Consider the following 18,115-nt stretch of genomic DNA (forward strand, 5'->3'; position numbering starts at 1 on the left):
CTATTTGCGAAACAACCGCTGCAATTGGTTCTGCAGTTCGTTTTCAAGCAACTTCGTGCCGGCGGAGGTGCCGACTTGGCGGGCGAGGTTTGCGAAGATGTTGCGGTCGACCTTCGGCTTGGAGAGCGTGCCTTGGATCGGGATTTGGATGACCTCACCGCGGAAGGCTCCCAACAGGCGGTCGTCTTTAATCCAGGAATCCTGGACCGGGACTTCGGCGATCAAGTCAATCGATTCGTCCATGCCAACTGAGCCGCGCGTGCGGATGACGAAATCGCGGACACGAATTTCGAGGCTGTCGTGTTGCACGCGACCGTGTGAGACCTGAAAGGCGACAGTTTGGTCGTCGATTTTCATCCACGCTTCTTCAGGATTGACGATGCTGCTGCCTGATTTGCGGTTGATGATCGCTTTGATCTGTTCAGCGATCTCGAGAAACTGTTGTGCCAGCGGGCCAGGGCGGACGTCGGCGGAATGGATGGCCAACGTGCCCACCGATTTCATGTCCTGCCAGTTGTCCAGCGGAACCTTGGTCGACGTGACTGCCATCGATAACCGCCCGTCGACACGCGTTGAATCGGCCAGCATGGGCGCCACGTATTTCAACCAACCTTGGCACATGTCGGGCGAAAGCCGCACGTTTTCGATCACCGGCCCGGCTGGCAAGACGAACATCATCGGTTCGGAATCCAAGAGCAGTCGCGGGGCGGCCGTGAGACGACCTTCGCTCACCGGAATATCGAGCGGGGCGATACGAAAGACACCGCTCTTGAGTCGTGTATCAATCTTGGCTTGCCCGGCCTGCAGTCCGTATATGTCGGCCGAGTTCCAACTGAGTTGCAATTTTCCGTCCAGACGTGACAACAAAGTATCGTCCGACGTTCCGCTCGAAGATGCCGTCGCCAATATTGGTCCACTCAATTGGAATGGATGCGGGCCGGAGCCGGAGATGTTGAGACCATCGCCGATCAATTGACGATGTTTCGCTAACAGTTGTTCCCAATCGCAGTCGAGCGCACCGGTCAATTCCGCATTCATCGCGGTCGCCAGTTCACCGATGCGGCCCGTGGTGCTTGCCTTCCATTTGTTGCCGTTGACTTGCATCTTGGCGATACGCACAGAGTCGCTCGTGGTTTCGTAGGTTACATCGGAAGCCACCGTCAGTCGCGGTTCGTTCCAGAGCGTATCGGCTGCGGCTGGCTGGATATTCGCTGACACATTGCGATTCGGGGCCGAGGCTGCTTGATCGTAGACGACAAACTTGTCGATCACGATGTCGCTTTGCAGTCGATGTTTTCCTTCACCGCCGGACAGATTCAACCGCGCCGACAGTCCGCCACTGGCAGCCGGCGCAGCACCGCTGTCGACGATTTTCAGCAGGTCCTCGATTCGGGATGCGAAATCGACTGTCGCTGAAACCTGTGGTGAGCCATTCGTGAACGCGACTGCGATCGGTTGCGCGCGGGCATTGAGCGTTGCTGTTGTGATCGTCGTCGAGTCGGATTGGAATTGCGAGGTGTTGACGTCATAAGAACCGGTAGAAGCAATTCGCACATTGGGTTCACTGATGTTGCAATCCGGGCCGGTAATGCGGAGTGGCGTGATGGCTAATTCCGCATCACGATAGGCAATTGTATGGGGCGCAACGGTAAGATGTGCCTGCAGTTGAACTTCACCGTCAGCCTGCCAGTTCTCAAGCGGCATGATGGTTCTCAACCGCGGCATGATTCGCGTTAGGTCGCCGCGCATGGCGATTTGCAGCGGAATCGACTTGCTCTGGGCGTTCCATTTGGCAGCGGAATCGAGTTCGGCGCTGAGCTGATATCCCGTCGCTGCGAGTTGTATCGATCCCTGATGAAACTCCGCATTATTTTCGCCGCCCACAGTCGCGTCGATCGCGCAACTCAACTTCAATTGGGATTCATCCCAAGCAACTCCCCCCAATCCGGCGAGATGCAGTTGTTGAATGTCCATTGTCCCATCGGCTCTGACGCGATTGTTTTGGCGAATCACATCGGCAGAGGTGACCATTTTTCCGGCCAACTCCAATTCGCCGAGATCCAAGAAGCGTCCCACTTCCGCAGCAAGGCGATCGAGGTCACATTCGGCTTGGACGGTAGCCTTGCCAGGGTTGCCTTGCACCGAAGCTCTGAGGAAATCGGATTCGCAAATCAGGCGTATCGTGGTTCCACCGGTTTCGGGAATCGTTGCTTCACAATCGAGTGAGATCGGCTTATCCCAGTTGAGCGACTTTCCGTCATGCACGGCTGTTAGTGAAGAAACAGAAATTTGACCAAACCAGCCCAGCGCACGGTCCAGCTTCGCACCCTCTAACCGCCAATCGACAGTCCCCGCGGTGAGCTTCGTCCCTTCGCGAATGTGCAGCGTCTCGGGCAAGGTTGCCGCCAACTTGGCCAAGTCCAATCGGCCTTGCAACGTAAAATCTCGCTGTTTGGGCAGCGAGAGCAGTGCCGTGGTGGAGTTGGCGCCGGTTAAATCCGCAACATTCACTTCACCCTCGATCCGCAGCTTCGCCAAATCGGAGTCGATGTCCATGTGAGCGACGTTGAAACGCTCGCCCGTGATGGTAGTCTCCACCGCACACCGCAAAAAGTCGGCCTGCACTTGTTCGTTTGCTGAAATTGACGCTGATTTGATCAACAACTTGCCGGTTTGCAGTTCGCCGGCAATCTGATATTCGGGCACCTTACCGGCGGTGTTCCATGAGGTTTTCACGTCACTGGTCATTTCCGCAATCAACTCGTCGCTGAGCGACATGCGATCGAAGATTGGTTTCAAACTTTGCAACGGGAACGTTTTGGTCTGCAATGCCAATTTTCCGTTCCCCGCTGCGGGCGAAGTCAAATCCGCGGGCGGCAGCCACGACAACTCCGTTTTCAATGTTCCGCTTTCGGCGGATGCAGATGCGGAGATCGTGTAAGGGACGCCTTGATCGTGCGATTTTTGCACGGTGACCCGTAAATCGGTCCAAGTTGCCTCGGTTCCGGTGGCAGGTGCGGACATCTTCAACTGGCTGTCTGTGATTTCCAACGCTACGCCGGGCCAAGTTGTGGAGGTCGGATCGGCGAACGGCATGATGACGTCTTCGAGATTACTGCCATCCGCGCGAAACTGAACATCCGCAGCTGCGCCTTTGATCGTGATGGGGTGCATACCGGCAGAGTTTGAGATCAATTGCCAGAGCGATTCCGCGGTAGCAATTTCCGCCACGCGTAAAAATTCCGCATCCTGTTTGTCGCGGAATGTGACGTCGCGCAGCACCACCGGTCCAGTCCAACTCAACGAGGCGGAACCGACTTCGATTCCCGCTGGGTATTGCGGCGCGAGTGTTGGCAGTAACTGTTGCCGCAACGACGTATTGGCGATGATCGCCGGAGCGAACCAGACCGCTCCGACAAGGAGCACTATCGCAATCAATAGTCGGCGACGACGCGGTTTGAGGGGAGCTTGTGTGTCTTGTGTGGTTTGTTCTGTCGCCATATGTCCCATTGCTCCTCAACGCCGAAAAAGAATCCAAAACCGACGGCCGTGCTGCCGCAACAATCAACTCTCGCTCAATCTACGCCGACTATTCGCCTCCAACAGCGGGATCAATTCCCCCGGCTTGTTCAATGAGACCCGAACTACGGGTAATGTCGATCATCTCGCCGGACGCATATTTCACAGGGGCGGCTTCATAATATTCCAAGGCATTGGGCAACAACTCGCGTAACGCCGCTGCTCGATTCGCGTCCGAAGGGTGCGTGGACAGAAATTCCAACGGCTGATCTCCCGACTTCATCGCGGCAAAACGATCCCAAAAACCCGGTGCTTCCCGCGGGTCATAACCTGCTTTGGCTAGCAGAACCAAGCCGATTTCATCCGCTTCGGCTTCCTGGGCGCGGCTATTGGGCAGTGCAATTCCATACTTTGTGCCGGCGCCATAAACACCCAACAGCAATTTGTGTTGGAATTCGTCCGAGTCCTTGGTGAGGTAGTCCAACGCCTTCTGGGCAGCTTCGATGCTCGTCGAATCACGCATCCGCTCGCCGCCGTGCCGCGCTAAGGCGTGGGCGATTTCGTGCGACATCACAACCGCCAGCCCCGCTTCGTTTTGACAGACGGGGAGAATCCCTTCATAAACGGCGGTCTTTCCACCGGGCAGGGCAAAGGCGTTCATTTGCTCCGATTCGATCAACCGGAATTCCCACTCAAAATCCGGACGTCCCGAGACCGCGGCGATGCGTTCTCCCACGCGATTGACCATGGCCTGAGCAGCTTGGTTGCGTGATAGTTGTTCTTCGGCCATCAGACCATCGTAGGCAGTCGCCCCCATGGTGATTTCCATTTGTTCAGGCAGGATAAGAAACTGCTTGCGGCCGGTGACCGGCACGGTTTGGCAACCGGACCAAATCCCGACACAAGTTAGCATCAACACCAGCCCCCACAGGCTGCTTTCACGATAGATTGGTTTGGAAAAATGCTGTTTCACGTCTCGGCGTCCTTTCCCAGCGTGGAGAAATCCGTTGTATTTGTCTGTGTCGTCTCGCAGGCGAACCCAGAGACGAGTTAGTTGTCCGTAAACAGGTCCAAGACTTTCAAAACGCCGTCGACGACTCTTTCCTGTCGCGAGGGAGACGTTCTGGAGACTTCATCACCTGTTTCCGAATGACGTTGTGGAGGCTCTCCATTGTCACCGGTTTGATGGTTGTTGTAGCGATCCTCTTGCGATGGCAACGGCGGCAGTTCGGCCGGCAACGGGGGCAACAATAATTCGTCGTCCGGCTTGGTGGCGATCTGTTCGTGTTGTTCGTGCTGTTCGTGCGTGGATGTGGGATCGTCTTCGTGTCGATGTTTCAGGTCCATATCGTCCATATCGAGTGCATGGATATGCTCTTCGAGGACTTCGTGAAGCTCATCGGGCATGGCTGGATGCAGTGCGTCCATGATGTAGGCCGCCGCATACCCGGAGTGGGTTTTCGCAATATATTCGCGCGCCTGAGCGGATATGGCGACTGAGAAGAAGATGATCGCCAAGCAAAACATCACTCCCTTCACCCCGCCAAAAATGGCACCGAGGTGTTTGTCATATTCTTCAAGTTTGAATTTGACGATATATTCCTTCAATGAACGGGCCAGCAGATAGACCCCCAAAGCGACCGCCAAGTACAAGACCAGCAGCGCCAACAAATGATTCATGGGGGCACTGTCGCCAAACCAAGGCGCCAGCGATCCGGCCATCGGGAATGCCACCAAATAGCCCAAGACCAACGCGCCGATCGGCGCGAGTTGCCAGGCCATGCCTTTGAAACGTCCCTGTACGATGGCCGCGATCAACACGACCAAAACGATTCCGTCAAAAATTTCCACGATTTGCCTCCACTGTGCAGTAAACAAGCCGGTGTCATCATGAGCACAATAACTGTGCTTGTTGCTTGGTCACGATTTCATATTTGGGTTGTGTGAGTCTGGTTTGGCCAGTGTAATTTCAAATGTGTGCGATTCTTATGGAACACTGGACTAGCCAGTGGCACCCGCGTTCTTTTCAGTTGGATGTTTCCCTAGCGTCTGATGGTCGCCCCGTCGTCAATCACCACGGGCATCGGAGGCAGTTCGCTGATCATCTCTGAGTGAAATACCAATGTGTCGCCGACCGCCAACACGATCAGCAACAACAACATGCCGTACGCCGCCGATGTTCCTCCGTGATTCCCCGCCGTCAGCTTCAATGCGGTTCCAAATGACTTTTTGAGTCTCAACTTCCCTTCGCCGCGTTCCAAGCTGTAAAACTCATCGAGAATCAGATGAGAAACAAAACCGACAAAGACCGCTCCCGCTTTAAACACGCGGAGATGCGGATCGATACCGTCGCAAATCAAAAATGCCGCCAACCCGGCGATCAGTGCTGCTGGCAGACTATGAAACATCCCGCGATGAACGGTGCATTGTTTCAGCAGGCTGCCGCCACCAAATCGAACCAGTAAATAAACGCACGCCCCCGCCAACGTGATCCCTGTGTGCGACAATCCCAGCGCCTCAAAACGCTCCGCCATCAACAGGGGCGTGATGGCCGCTAAAAAGGCCAGGATTTCACGCAGTGGAACGCTATTGTTGCTGTCGAGATCGGGCAACATACCTGCCAACCCGCACAGTCCTCCGGCCAGAATGCAACTTTCCAACGGCAAGTCGAGAGTGACTGCGCCCAGGGCAGCAAAACCGACGCCACACAGGCTGCTGACGGTGACATGTGTACGGAAATTGGCCATATCAAAAAATTCGCGGGAAGCGCGCCGGATTCAAGACAACTAGGAGTTTGCGCACCGGGCCTCATTTCGCCCGGTGGTTTGGGGGGCCTCGTATATCCGTTCTGTCAAAACGGGTCAATATGAGACGGGTAGGCAGAACGTCTCAATTCTATGGGCATTCTGTCGCCATACTGTCTTCACTGGATCGATTTGGTATGATGGAAAACGTCGCTGAACTGGACGCTTTTTGCTCGTCCGTCGCTGACTCCCGCCTCAGTATTCCCCCCAACGCAACTTCTCTTCCGATAAAGTCTTGTTGCCGATGATTCGAACCACCAAACCTTACCAATTTCTCTCTGCGGTCTTGTGTCTCTCGCTACTAGGCATTGCCGTATCCCCAGCAACCGCCGCCGATCCCCCTAGTCCGGCGGCGCCATTGATGCGATTGATCAAAAGCGGGCGGGTTCCGCAAGAACGGTTGGGGAACCTCATCGAGCTGGTCTGCCAACGGGGTAACGCCGCCGACTTGTCCTACTTGTTTCAGCAAGCCGTTCTCTCGGACAAATATCCCCGCGACCTACGGATCAAAACGCTGAATTTGCTGACCACCACCGCACACAACCGCAAAATCCTGCCTGCAGGAAATTTGACCGGCCTGGCGAATCTGATCGTGCCTGAAACTCCCAAGACCACGGATGCCGGACTGCAACTGGCTGCAATTCATCTGGCCGGTGCCTGCCGAGCAAAATCTCTCGCGAAACCGCTTGAGAATATCGTGCTCGACAGCAAAAGCCCTCTCAAAACTCGCGAAGCGGCCATCAATGCGCTGGTCGCTGTCGATCCCGATTCCGCGAAACACGCGATTGATCCGTTGATTGCCCCCGGGCAGTCATTGCCGATTCGTTCCATGGGAGTCGCAGCACTGGTGGGATTGGACGCTGAAGCAGCCGCCAGCGCCGCTGCCGATGTGCTCGCCTCGGCCGATGAAACCCAAGTTCCCGCCACGCTACTCGACGCGTTTTTAAGCCACAAAGGGGGACCGGATCAATTAGCCGCCGCTATCGCCGGGAAAACTCTCGCCGCCGATGTCGCTAAAGTCGCGTTGCGGCACATGTATTCCGTCGGCCGGACCGATGCTGCTTTGGTTTCGGCACTCAGCAGTTCGGCCGGTTTGAGCGCCAACCCCGAAACGTTATCGCCTGAACAAGTCAAAAGGCTAGCAGCTGAGGTGTTGGCGGAAGGCGACACCCAGCGTGGCGAAGCGGTCTTTCGCCGAGCGGATGTGAGTTGCATGAAGTGCCATTCGGTCAGCAAAGCCGGCGGGCAAGTCGGCCCCGACCTGAGCGCCGTGGGGAGCAGTTCACCGGTCGAATACCTGATCAATTCAATCATGCAGCCGAATCAGGCGATCAAAGAGGCCTATCTGACCCGCGTGGTCGTCACCGATGCGGGCAAAGTGCATCAAGGAATCGTCGTCGACCGCAACGATCAACGGCTGATTCTCAAAGACGCAACCAGCCGCCAGATCGAAATCCCTATCACCGACATCGACGAGGAGTTCGAAGGGGAGTCGCTGATGCCCCAAGGGCTGACTAAGTTCCTCACGCATGCGGAAATCGTCGATTTGGTGCGCTTCCTCGCCGAATTGGGCAAGGCCGGTCCGCTAGCTGTGCGGAAAACACCCACAATCCAACGGTGGCGCGTCTTGCGGCAATTGCCCGAAAGTATCACTGCGGAAACCTCTGACGCGGATCTATTGCGCGAGGAGACATTGGCGCTCGGCAAAGACGCCTGGGTTTCGGTCTATGCCAAAGTGGCCGGTGGATTGCCCATAGCCGACGCCAGCAAAGCAGCCCCCGCTCCCCTGGTGTACTTGCGAGCAGAGGTGGACGTGACGATTGGAGGCGAGGTCGGTTTTGAGATCAACTCTCCACTCCCCATTCAAGCAGCGGTCGACGACCAGCCATTAAAAGCCGACGGGCGATTCATTATCGAACTTGCGCCGGGACGACACGTCTTGGACCTCTTCATTGATACCTCAACAAGCAGTGAAGGCGACGTCCAGGCCGAATTGTTTCGCGTCAAAGGCTCCCCCGCGGAATTCGAAGTCGTCGGCGGCCAATAAAAATCACAGCTTAGCCCGTTTGGCATTAGCTCTTGAGTCCATCCCGTTGGGGACAATTGCCGGGCAAGTTTCCTCAAAACCGGTCTGGATCGATGCCGTGACTCCTGCTAGAATCCGCCTCCCCACTCTCAGTGGATTCCCCTCAAGTCATTTCTGCCAATTGATATACGATTAATTTGCCTTGTCGAGGCATCGGTCACATCGAGGAATTCCTCACGCAGTGACTGAGATTTCGAACCATAGAATTCCCGCGGGCCGCAGGGAAGGATCCCCAGACTCATGCATCGGATAGCGACAAAGCTGCTCACGGCGACAATAGCGCTCGTGTTTTTTGCCAGCGGGGCACTCTCTGTGCACGCCCAACAAACCACGACGCCGCCGCGACGCAGTCCCTCGACTCAGCCGCGCGGGACAACAAAACGACCGGCAACGCGCCGACCGGCCACCCGAAAACCGACGAGCAAGGTCCAGCAAGCAGCCGCAAAAGGCCGCGTCGCCCGCCCGCGCAAAAACGCAGTCATGAAGGCGCAAAAACTGCCGCCTGCGATGCTGAAATTCCTCAAGGACTGGGAACTGAACACTGCCAACCACGATCGATTGACGGCGAAAATTGAGAAATATATTTATGACCATACATTCTTCACCGAAAAACGCGGGTCCGGTGAAATCAAATATGAAAAGCCTGGCAAGGCCCTGCTCAGACTGACGCCCCAGAAAACTAAAGGCCTGAAGTCTCGAAAAATTAGAACCGACGGGGAACCATACACGCTATCGGGCATAATGCCAGAACGCTGGGTCTCAACGGGTAAAGAAATCATTCAAATTGACGATGAAGAAAAAAAATATACGGTCATGTTGATTCCGCCTGACATGCAAGGCGAGCGTCTGAATGAAGGCCCAATCCCCTTTCTCTTTGGCATGAAAGCTGAAGAGGCACAAAGACGTTATCATTTTTTTCAACGAAAACAGCACCCAAAATATCCGAACTCATTCTCGTTTCGCGCTGTCCCTCAGCGGCAAGTCGACCTTCAGGAATACAAGTACGCTGATGTGATTTTGGACACTGAAAATTACGTCCCCATTGCGATTCAATTGACATCCCCTACGAAGAATGCAGTCACCGTTTACCTCTTTAAACCCGAAACGACCAAAGTGAATCCCAAAAAGAGTTTTTTCGATCGCGGACCGTTCATCGATCCCGATGTCAAAGGGTACAAATTGGTGGGCAACCCCGGCGTCCAGGCTGCTCCTGGCGGCGGACGACCGGCCGCCAACATGCAACCCGGAGATGCCCGCCCGCAAGACAACGAGCCACAACCAGCAGGCCGCATTAAAATTTCCGGCGACAAGAATCCCGCTCGCAAGTAGTGAATCCGAGATTCGCGGGAGCGGAAAATCTGGCGACGGGTAAAATCCGCGACGAAGACTTGCAAAAAGTCCGTGAAACCAATATCAACGTTTTTGTAAGACTGGTTGTTTCCAACAGTGTCGTCAGAGCTGTTGACGGGAACTTCCAAACACGGGGTGTGGCTCAGCTTGGCTAGAGCGCTGCGTTCGGGACGCAGAGGTCGCAGGTTCAAATCCTGTCACCCCGACTATCTTTCAGATCCAGCCCTTTGGCCAACAGGTCAAAGGGCTTTCTCATTGTGGGTACAAGACTTGCGCCGTCGAGAGTCCAGTTCAAACCGATGATTTCGAGGATTCGACGTTTCGCAGCGTAGTCAGCGGTAAACCATTTCTCACGCAGGCTTTGCGAAAGTTCAAACGCTTTCACTGCTATGTCGATAGTTTCCTGTCTTGAGCGGTCGGCAACGTCAATATCGAGCTTCAACTCTGCTTCACGATCTCGGAGATCACGGCTCTTTGAAGCGAAGGTATCAGCGCTGATCTCTTCAAGCATTCGCAGGTTGAGCAACCGATCCTGCTGCTCTCGTACTTCGATCAGTTCCTGCTGAAACTCCTTGGCTCGACGTGCAGATGATCGCTGATCCCAGTTGGTCGTCTGCCGCAATTGCTCCCGGAACGGGTCTCGAAACTCCTCGTTCTCAACCCGCAGCGTGTCAAATACTGCAAGCATCTGTGCATCAAGTTGCTTCTCAGTGAGTCGAGTCCGTGGGTGCTTCCCTTTGTGGTACTGCGTACAACGATAATAGACGTAGTGCCTTTCCCCACTCTTGGTTCTCTTCGTCTTGCGCTCGCCAGTGATTGGACAACCGCAGTATCCGCATTCAATTAATTCACTCGCATACGTCATCTGGTGCTGTCGATAAACTTTTTGGCCAAGCAACGATTGAACTCGGTTCCAGAGCCGTCGTTCCACGATTGGTTCATGGGTGCCGGGAACCCATTGCCCTCTAAACTTGATCTCTCCAATGTAGGAGCGATCCGTCAGGATCGCATACAGCTTGCTGCAACTAATCCTTGGCGTTGACGGAAGGTATTCAATGCCCTCAGCAATCAGCACATCGGCAAGGCTGTCGATCGTGTGATTGTGATATCCATACAACTCAAAGATCCGACGAATCGTTGCAGCGTTGTCCGGGTGGAGTTTGACGATACTCCGTCCCTCGATACGAACGTTCCTGTAGCCGTATGGAGGGCGGCTTGGAAAAAGACCGCTCTCGACTCGTCGTTGAATGCCTTCTCTCACGTCGATCGACTGCTGCTCCGTATAAAAGGATGCCATACTCGCCAGCATTCTGCGCTGCATTCGCCCTGCGGGTGTATTTTCTGTTGGTTGGGCAACCGAAATAAACTGGACTCCGAATTCCGATTCCAACCGCTCCAACTCAACGTAATCGAATAGATTTCGAGCCGCCCGATCAACCTTGTAGAACAACAAACCATCGAGTTTCTGAGCGTTCTTCTTGGCAAATGCCATCAACTCCTTGAACGTCGTGCGTTCGTCATGTTTTGAAGCGGTTTCGGCAATTCGAAACAAACGGATGATGACGCCATTGTTGCGTTCTGCGTACTGCCGAAGAGCATCGACCTGAATGTCGAGAGAGAACCCCTCACGTTCTTGTTCCCTGCTACTTACACGAGCAAGGCCAACAAAACGCTTCTGCGGTTCCACCATTGAATCATCCCTGAACGAAAAAAACCTCACCAATCGGTGAGGTCATTTTCGTTCAGAAGCTGCGCTCCGCAACCACCAACAATCATTTGGGAACAAATAGTTCTAACGGTACTCCGTTCCTCCAGACCCGAAGAGCTACCGATCGGCCAGTAAGAGTTCAAACGGTGTCTCGTCGCATAGGGCAAGAGTCTGGGAGTCTAATTTGAATCGTTCAAATACTGACTCCAAGACTCGACGTTTGAACTGATACGTGGCAGTCGGCCAACGGTCGATGATGATTCGGAATACACGACCAGCATCTTTGCTGAGTTCTTTTGCTGCTGTGATCTGTGTTCTCTGTTCGTCCAACTGCGATTGAAGGATATCAATTTGTTGGTCGATCTCAGTTCGTTTCAACTCATACCTTTCGTCATCAATCTTACCGTCGATCCACTTATTACAGAGAGACTCCGATCGCTGCTCGCAGTTTGCGAGTTGCCTTTTCAGTTCTTTCTCTCGCACATGGTTTCGCTGAATGCTGACTCCTAGTTTTGACTCCAGCAGACTCGACATCCAATCGCCCATGACAGAAAAACGATCGTCGAGTCGCTCCAAAAACGCAAGTATTTGCGTATCAAGTATCTTCTCCGTGAGTCGTATTCTTGGATGTTGGCCACGACTGTAGCGTGAACAACGATAATAAGAATACGTCTTCATTCCCGTGCTCGTCTCCTTGGTCTTTGGCTCGCCTGTGATGGGGCGACCACAGTGACCACATCGGATCAGTTCACTGGCATAAACCATCTGATGAGAGCGATACGTCTTGTTACCGAGCAAAGCCTGAGCGGTGTCAAACATGGCCTGAGTGACCAACGGACCATGTGTACCGGGATGCCAATCATCTCTGAACCGAATCTTCCCGAGGTATGATTCATCGTGCAGGATGCCATAGACCTTGCTCTCACTGAATCGAGGGTGTGACGGTGAATAGAAATGTCCCTCGTCGAACAATTGATCGACAATTTTTTCAACACCCACTGCGTGTTGCGTGAACAGTTCGAAGATCCGTTGCACATTCATCGCAGCAGACTCGTCCGTCTCGATCAGTCCTCGCTTGTTTTTCCGAACATTCTTGTAGCCATAAGGCGCTCGGCTCGGAAACAGTCCTTCCTCAACTCGTTTTGCAAGTCCGTCTCGAACATCAAGCGACTGTTGCTCTGTTTGAAAACTTGCCATCGTGGCAAGTGACCGTCGAAACATTCTGCCAGACGGCGAATTGTCACTTGGCTGCGTTACTGATTCGAACGGCACCCCATGTTCGGATTCCAGTCTTTCTAACTCGACATAATCGAACAGATTTCGTGCAGCACGATCGATCTTATAGAACAGAACTCCGTCCAGACCAGCGGCGTGCTGTTTGACGTACTTGATGAATTTGCGAAATGTCGTTCGTTCATCGTGTCGGGAAGCGGTCTCAGCGACTCGAAACAATTTGACAAGAACACCACCTCTCCGTTCCGCATGATTCCGCAAACCATCTTCCTGAACACTCAACGAAAAGCCTTCTCGCTCTTGCTCCCGGCTGCTGACTCGAACGAATCCGACGTATCTATTCTCCTTTTTCATCGTCCGCACTCTCTTCTCCCAAACAATCAAGCCCAGCAGTATTGAACAGGTTGGAAAGTCTGACAATGAGACTTCGAGCCTGCTCCGGTGATAGTGAAAGGCCAGCATGGCGCTGACATTGAGTGATGGCTGATTCGACTACGTCGTCGTGTGGCCACTCTTCTGCTGGTATTGATTGCTGTGTTTCTTTGACCATGTTTCCCTCGACCTCTCATGCGAAATCGTAGGGATGGATCGTGTGATGCGAATTGATGAACTCGTTGATGCGTATTGCGCCGTATCGAACCCTGCCACAGCAATGTGTCATTCACCCGGTGCAATTTTTGGCGATTCGCCCTTTGAATCGATCTGCAACAGTACCTGCACGTAGAGAATTCAGGCGATGCGTTTTTTTTGCAACGAAAGATGCGCAGACGTTTCGCTGCTCACTCAGACAGGACTACAACAAAGGGTGTGCTTAGTCCCTTCGCTGGTTGTCGTCCGGCCCGAATGACAAATATTTTGTTGCGCAATTGTTGCTATTCAAACTTTGCAACAAGACTTGCACGCCCGTCTTGTTGGTCAGGGTCCGCCCGGGTGTCACGATGAGATCGGAACCAGTTCCCGAAGAACACGGTAAACGGTCGGTCTCGACAACGACGTGACTCGTGCGATATGGGAGACCGTCTTGCCAGCGGCCTTCATATCATGAATGGCGCTGACCTGATCATCAGTGACTTTCCACCGCCACCCTTTGTCACTTCCGCCCCAAGTCTTGCCCTTGTTGCGAGCGACAGACTGGCCACAACGTATGCGATCGGCCCTGACTTCGTTCTCGTACTCAGCAACCGATGCCAAGATCCGTGCGTGCAATCTTCCAGCAGGTGAATCCAAGCTGAAGCCGTCTTTGATACTGACGAGATCCGCCTTTCGTTCGCAGAGTTCATCGAAGAGATTACAAAGCCCCTTCGTGGTTCTTCCAAGTCGATCGAGACGCCAGACGACGATGCGATCCAGCTTGCCAGTTCGGAGAGCATCAAGCATCTTGTCCATTCCCGGACGGCTCATCGTCTTGCCGGTAAACTTGTCCTTGAACCAGATGACATCATCATCATGGGATTCGACCCATCGTTCGAGGTCGGGCAATTGCGATTGATGATCCTGCTGTTTACTGGATACACGGACGTAGATTGCAGTGGCCTGCGGCATAGTTCTCTCCTGCTTCATGGTGGCAACAAACCATCTGCGGGTGTCGCCATTTGTAAATTGTCATTTATGCTTGACCCTTTACACCGGATCGAATCTGGGACCAGTCATTTCCCCAATGTTCTGACGGCTTCAAAAGCCGAATCGTGGGAGGCACTGACACTTTACACTTTCGAAGTAGTGAGAAGCCGGAAGTATCATCCCTGACACTCCCGGCGACCAACCACCACCAGTCAGTCCGCAGACCAGCCAAAGTAGAAACGTGGCGATCCCTGAAACATCAGCGATCCCTTTTGGCCGTCACTCTTCCGAGCGACAATCACATACGGAGCCATGAATCCCAGCACAACAAATTTCTGCTGAAGTCCGCTCGTGTCCCAGACCTCGCCATGCTTGGCTCCCAGAACTTCACGGCCATTGGGGTCGGAATTGATCTCTTTGACTTGCTCTCGTCGGATCGTTTCAGTTGGGTCGTGCATCGTTGTCTCCGGTGGAAGGTGAATTGGTCTCAACATCTCGGCTACGGGTGTCATTCAGGAAGCACAGTGAGACCGCTTTCGTTGTCGTTTCTCCTTCTGGCGTGTGTGATGCTGGTGGACCTGTTTACGCCACTCTGCATTGCCGCCGTGCTGCTCGATCGAAACCAAATCGAGGTATTTGAGGGGACAGGAATAGTAGAAGGGACTGCACGCTTCGCTCATGTCCTTGTATCCCCACTCGCCCGAGTGACACCGGATCAGATCGCAGGTGATCCAACGCCGAGTCGGTTGTTTGCCTTGTGAATGTGTTTGTTCCCAGACAGCCCACAGAACGCCACTGAATCTGCCACCACGAAAGCAGTGTGCAAGACACGTTGTCTTTACGGTCATGCCAGCCGATTCTCTTTCCCATGCTTGTGTTCGGTCTTCAATCAGACTTTTGCGTGATGCTCCAAAGGGATATGTCCAACCCATGTGTGTCTCCAATAAAAAAGGCCAGTGAGTGTTCTCACTGGCCTTGCGGGTGTTGAAACGGAATGATCTACAGCGTGAATGTGGCTTCGATCAAATCGAGTGCAGCGTCTGTCGGCTCTTCGTTCAGATCGAAGAGGAGATCGTCGAAGAGTTCGCAGTCATCGAACTCATTGAATGAGAAGTCGTCGTCCATCGTGCTGCTCCAGAACCCGAGTAGGTGATTGTCTGGCTCAACAGCGGGTGTGACAAACTTCACACTCCGAGACCTCTCCGCTATGTTTCCCTCCTCACTACCTCTCCTGAAAGGAATCAACGATGAAACTGTCCGACTTTTACAACGATGTTTCACGCCGAGTAGACACCAGCAAAACTTCGATTACCGTCGCCGAAACCAAGCGTGTTCTCTCAGAGGCATTCCTCGTACTTGCCAAGATGGACGCAGCCGATTTTGCAGACACGATCAGCAAGGGTGTTGCTCAGGCAAAGAAGAAGAAGCTGAAAAAGAAGTAGGCAGATTCAATCCTGTCAGTATTCATCCGCAAGCAGGACTGTGGTCACGGAACGATCAGCTTCGGTGATCACGTAAAGCTTGGTGTAGTTCTTCGTGAAGTAGACGCTCAGCAGACGGCTGCCGTCCGTGAGAGCATCGTCGTTGGCCTGTGCGTCTTCTTCGCAAACATCGCCCCATTCGCCGCCATGATGTCGGCGGACAAAAGAGCCAAGGTCTTCGCCTGTTTCGGCGACGGCGTCGATTGCTCCCGGCGTGGCGGCACATTGACCGAGAGGAAATCGTGGCTGGTTGTTTTTCAGGATTGGCACTCCGCTGAATGTATTCGAATTCGACACGTTGAATGCGGGTGTTGGTTGATTGCCAATCCGTTTGACTGGATGCGGGATACATACTGCTATGGACGCTACTTTTATGACGAAATCAAATTGTCTCACCGGCGCAATCTTGGAAGGCGGCAGCTTCAGTGATGACTTCGCTGACGTACTGACAGATCCCATCGACGACAGGATCGTTGAGGGACTGAAGTCCGGCTACACAGGTGCTTTGTTCAATGCCTGCGTTGCCGTCAAAAACTGCACGGATTCTGCGGGAATCATGTCGTTGCTGATATCAGTGAATCGCAACCTGATGCAGGTGGACGAGTGGCAGGTGGTTGAGGAAACGGAAGTCGATCTGGAGACTTCACTCCAATTGATTCAGATGGAGTTGCTGGAAAGTGCCTGCTTCTTTGGTGTTGAGGCGACACCGATGCTCACAAGGGCGCTGGCCTGTTCAGGAGACGCCTTGCACTTCGCTGTTCTAAACGGGATTCAATCATGTCGTGAATCTGCATTCGTACCGATGCTCCAGCAATACCGTGACGAACTGCGCCAACGAGCGATCAACGAAGACTCGAAGCCCGAACTGTTTGACGCAGTGAACAAAGCGATTGCAGCCTGTGAAGCCAGCCAACTTGTTTAGCTCGACGTTCAACTGCGGTGTCTAACGAGTGGCCCAGTCCCATTCATCCAGATCGGCAGGCAGGACACCTTCGTCTGGCAGGTTGTCGCCGAAGTACCGGCATGGAAATGGAATGGCTGCACGCTCTGCACCATGAATCGCCAGATGACGGAGGTTGAGCACCTGACCTGATTGCCCGTAGTACCTTTGCCCCTCCGGGAACCCATCCAGACAATCATCATCAACGATGATGTGGTGTCCGTAGCAGTCATTTTCCGCCAGTTTTTCAACTGCATCACCTACTGAGCCAGCTTCGACAATCAGGAAAAGCGGAGTGCGTGAGCCGCTGATCTCCAGTAGCCACGTTCTGCCGAATCGATCTCCGGGGTTCAGAACAGGAATGTCATTGAGTTCCTGATCTTCGAGTTTTGCTTTAGCTGTGATCGGTGACACCGGTTACTCCAGTACAAGACTTGAAACGTTATTGCCCCGCTTGCGGGTGTCACGCCTCCACACTCGCTTCGATTCGCTTCTTCGTTCGAAAGAAACTGGCCCTCGACTTGCCGGTTTTGTTGCACCAGTACAATTGTTGTTCTGATGGCGACTCGGGGTGCTTCCGAATCGCTGCTTTCATCACACGAATATCGGCTGTCTTATTGTCGAGGCGCTTTGTGGCGACCTGCTTTCGGCCAAGGTTCGACAATTGACTCTTCACCAATGGACGCCAATCAATTCCTTCGTCACGTGCATACTTCAGTTTTCGAAGACTTGGCCCCAGCAGGCGGAGGGACAACTGCCTGTCTTCAGACTGTTCTTCGATGAAGTCGATGACGGCTTCGCATTCCTCGACTGTCACACCTTGAAATCCCTTAGCTGCGATGCTTCTCATGGCTTCGATGACTTCACCGTTCGTCGCCGAAAGATCGAACTGATCGACCCGTGAAAGAACGGCCTTGAAGGCATCGTTCTTGGGGATGACGTTGGCGGCGAAGATCACTCGGCTCGAAAACTCAAACGACGAGGGGAGTCCTTCAGGAAGTTGCGACGAGTTGTAGGTCACAATTCGAGGCGAACCCCAAAGTGCCGACCTCAGCAGCCCCAGATGTACCATGGACGAGAACATCGAATCAGTGTCGTCGAAGAACAAAAGCGAATCTTCACGGTGCTCGTACAGAATGCCGAACAAGGCAAGCGGAGTCACGTGGCTGTTGATCAGGATCGGCTCAATTCCATGCTCATCGAGCACCTTGATGATTGTGCGAGACTTCCCAAGTCCCCCTTGGCTTCCGAAGGCGAACAGGGCATGGCTCATTTTCTTCGCCACAAGCCGGACGTGATGAGCCAAGAGTTCTTGCTTCTTCTCCAATGCTGTCAGTGGTCGAGTATTCTGTTCTGGATGGTCGAGTGACATGGCTGTTCCCTTTCGTTGTGGTGTTGGCGCTGTTGCGGGTGTGCAACAGACCCCGAGAGAAC

The 18,115-nt window shown here is 53.7% G+C and carries 16 protein-coding genes and 1 tRNA gene; 5 read left to right on the forward strand and 12 right to left on the reverse strand.

Annotation, left to right across the window (positions count from 1 at the left end):
• The 4 genes from CA54_RS19345 to CA54_RS19360 form a co-directional block, all read right to left on the reverse strand.
• Positions 1 to 3,501 carry a hypothetical protein gene (locus CA54_RS19345; RefSeq protein ID WP_146372647.1) on the reverse strand — a complete coding sequence of 1,167 codons (3,501 nt, stop codon included), beginning with the start codon at positions 3,499 to 3,501 and terminating at the stop codon, positions 1 to 3.
• An 88-nt stretch (positions 3,502 to 3,589) separates the two neighbouring features.
• Complete coding sequence (locus CA54_RS19350; RefSeq protein ID WP_197532623.1) at positions 3,590 to 4,492, reverse strand: M48 family metallopeptidase; 903 nt, start codon at positions 4,490 to 4,492, stop codon at positions 3,590 to 3,592.
• Positions 4,493 to 4,569: 77 nt separating this feature from the next.
• Positions 4,570 to 5,370 (reverse strand): CvpA family protein, encoded by an 801-nt coding sequence (locus CA54_RS19355; protein ID WP_197532624.1) that lies wholly within the window; start codon positions 5,368 to 5,370, stop codon positions 4,570 to 4,572.
• Between the two features lie 191 nt (positions 5,371 to 5,561).
• Complete coding sequence (locus CA54_RS19360) at positions 5,562 to 6,266, reverse strand: metal-dependent hydrolase (RefSeq protein WP_146372649.1); 705 nt, start codon at positions 6,264 to 6,266, stop codon at positions 5,562 to 5,564.
• 418 nt (positions 6,267 to 6,684) lie between these two features.
• Between CA54_RS19360 and CA54_RS19365 the strand changes: the two genes are divergently transcribed.
• From CA54_RS19365 to CA54_RS19375, 3 genes are all read left to right on the forward strand, one after another.
• Positions 6,685 to 8,370 carry a c-type cytochrome gene (locus CA54_RS19365; RefSeq protein WP_197532625.1) on the forward strand — a complete coding sequence of 562 codons (1,686 nt, stop codon included), beginning with the start codon at positions 6,685 to 6,687 and terminating at the stop codon, positions 8,368 to 8,370.
• A gap of 279 nt (positions 8,371 to 8,649) precedes the next feature.
• Positions 8,650 to 9,738 carry a hypothetical protein gene (locus CA54_RS19370; RefSeq protein ID WP_146372651.1) on the forward strand — a complete coding sequence of 363 codons (1,089 nt, stop codon included), beginning with the start codon at positions 8,650 to 8,652 and terminating at the stop codon, positions 9,736 to 9,738.
• Between the two features lie 152 nt (positions 9,739 to 9,890).
• Positions 9,891 to 9,965 (forward strand) — tRNA-Pro (locus CA54_RS19375).
• On the opposite strand, the gene CA54_RS19380 is transcribed toward CA54_RS19375, so the two are convergent.
• The 5 genes from CA54_RS19380 to CA54_RS19400 form a co-directional block, all read right to left on the reverse strand.
• Positions 9,947 to 11,449: a recombinase family protein gene (locus CA54_RS19380; RefSeq protein ID WP_146372652.1), complete on the reverse strand. Its 1,503-nt coding sequence runs from the start codon at positions 11,447 to 11,449 to the stop codon at positions 9,947 to 9,949. The genes CA54_RS19375 and CA54_RS19380 overlap by 19 nt on opposite strands.
• Before the next feature lie 135 nt (positions 11,450 to 11,584).
• The gene (locus CA54_RS19385) at positions 11,585 to 13,162 is read right to left on the reverse strand and encodes a recombinase family protein (RefSeq protein WP_146372653.1); all 1,578 of its coding nucleotides are present in this window, start codon (positions 13,160 to 13,162) and stop codon (positions 11,585 to 11,587) included.
• 471 nt (positions 13,163 to 13,633) lie between these two features.
• Positions 13,634 to 14,242, reverse strand: coding sequence for a recombinase family protein (locus CA54_RS19390; protein WP_197532626.1), 609 nt, complete (start codon positions 14,240 to 14,242; stop codon positions 13,634 to 13,636).
• 230 nt (positions 14,243 to 14,472) lie between these two features.
• Positions 14,473 to 14,718: a hypothetical protein gene (locus tag CA54_RS19395; protein ID WP_146372655.1), complete on the reverse strand. Its 246-nt coding sequence runs from the start codon at positions 14,716 to 14,718 to the stop codon at positions 14,473 to 14,475.
• Positions 14,719 to 15,259: 541 nt separating this feature from the next.
• On the reverse strand, positions 15,260 to 15,448 hold the full coding sequence (locus tag CA54_RS19400; RefSeq protein ID WP_146372656.1) for a hypothetical protein: 189 nt from the start codon (positions 15,446 to 15,448) through the stop codon (positions 15,260 to 15,262).
• 59 nt (positions 15,449 to 15,507) lie between these two features.
• Here CA54_RS19400 and CA54_RS19405 point away from each other — a divergent pair, with 59 nt between their 5' ends.
• Positions 15,508 to 15,702: a hypothetical protein gene (locus tag CA54_RS19405; protein WP_146372657.1), complete on the forward strand. Its 195-nt coding sequence runs from the start codon at positions 15,508 to 15,510 to the stop codon at positions 15,700 to 15,702.
• A gap of 15 nt (positions 15,703 to 15,717) precedes the next feature.
• Here the strand turns inward: CA54_RS19405 and CA54_RS19410 are convergent, their stop codons facing one another.
• Positions 15,718 to 16,038, reverse strand: a complete 321-nt coding sequence (locus CA54_RS19410; protein WP_197532627.1) for a hypothetical protein — start codon at positions 16,036 to 16,038, stop codon at positions 15,718 to 15,720.
• A gap of 109 nt (positions 16,039 to 16,147) precedes the next feature.
• Between CA54_RS19410 and CA54_RS19415 the strand changes: the two genes are divergently transcribed.
• Complete coding sequence (locus CA54_RS19415; protein ID WP_146372658.1) at positions 16,148 to 16,663, forward strand: hypothetical protein; 516 nt, start codon at positions 16,148 to 16,150, stop codon at positions 16,661 to 16,663.
• 21 nt (positions 16,664 to 16,684) lie between these two features.
• Here the strand turns inward: CA54_RS19415 and CA54_RS19420 are convergent, their stop codons facing one another.
• Both CA54_RS19420 and CA54_RS19425 read right to left on the reverse strand, forming a co-directional pair.
• Positions 16,685 to 17,095 carry a hypothetical protein gene (locus CA54_RS19420; protein ID WP_146372659.1) on the reverse strand — a complete coding sequence of 137 codons (411 nt, stop codon included), beginning with the start codon at positions 17,093 to 17,095 and terminating at the stop codon, positions 16,685 to 16,687.
• A 49-nt stretch (positions 17,096 to 17,144) separates the two neighbouring features.
• Positions 17,145 to 18,053 (reverse strand): hypothetical protein, encoded by a 909-nt coding sequence (locus CA54_RS19425; RefSeq protein ID WP_146372660.1) that lies wholly within the window; start codon positions 18,051 to 18,053, stop codon positions 17,145 to 17,147.
• Positions 18,054 to 18,115 lie beyond the last annotated feature (62 nt).

Origin of the sequence: Symmachiella macrocystis, assembly GCF_007860075.1 — a bacterium.
In the GTDB taxonomy this organism is placed as follows: Bacteria; Planctomycetota; Planctomycetia; order Planctomycetales; family Planctomycetaceae; genus Symmachiella; species Symmachiella macrocystis.

Excerpts from the sequence above, each read along its gene's own strand:
- CA54_RS19390 (WP_197532626.1), bottom strand. The coding sequence starts at position 14,242 with ATGCCGCAGGCCACTGCAATCTACGTCCGTGTATCCAGTAAACAGCAG.
- CA54_RS19425 (WP_146372660.1), bottom strand. The coding sequence starts at position 18,053 with ATGTCACTCGACCATCCAGAACAGAATACTCGACCACTGACAGCATTG.
- CA54_RS19365 (WP_197532625.1), top strand. The coding sequence starts at position 6,685 with ATGCGATTGATCAAAAGCGGGCGGGTTCCGCAAGAACGGTTGGGGAAC.
- CA54_RS19345 (WP_146372647.1), bottom strand. The coding sequence starts at position 3,501 with ATGGCGACAGAACAAACCACACAAGACACACAAGCTCCCCTCAAACCG.
- CA54_RS19405 (WP_146372657.1), top strand. The coding sequence starts at position 15,508 with ATGAAACTGTCCGACTTTTACAACGATGTTTCACGCCGAGTAGACACC.
- CA54_RS19395 (WP_146372655.1), bottom strand. The coding sequence starts at position 14,718 with ATGCACGACCCAACTGAAACGATCCGACGAGAGCAAGTCAAAGAGATC.
- CA54_RS19385 (WP_146372653.1), bottom strand. The coding sequence starts at position 13,162 with ATGCTGGCCTTTCACTATCACCGGAGCAGGCTCGAAGTCTCATTGTCA.
- CA54_RS19380 (WP_146372652.1), bottom strand. The coding sequence starts at position 11,449 with ATGGTGGAACCGCAGAAGCGTTTTGTTGGCCTTGCTCGTGTAAGTAGC.
- CA54_RS19360 (WP_146372649.1), bottom strand. The coding sequence starts at position 6,266 with ATGGCCAATTTCCGTACACATGTCACCGTCAGCAGCCTGTGTGGCGTC.
- CA54_RS19370 (WP_146372651.1), top strand. The coding sequence starts at position 8,650 with ATGCATCGGATAGCGACAAAGCTGCTCACGGCGACAATAGCGCTCGTG.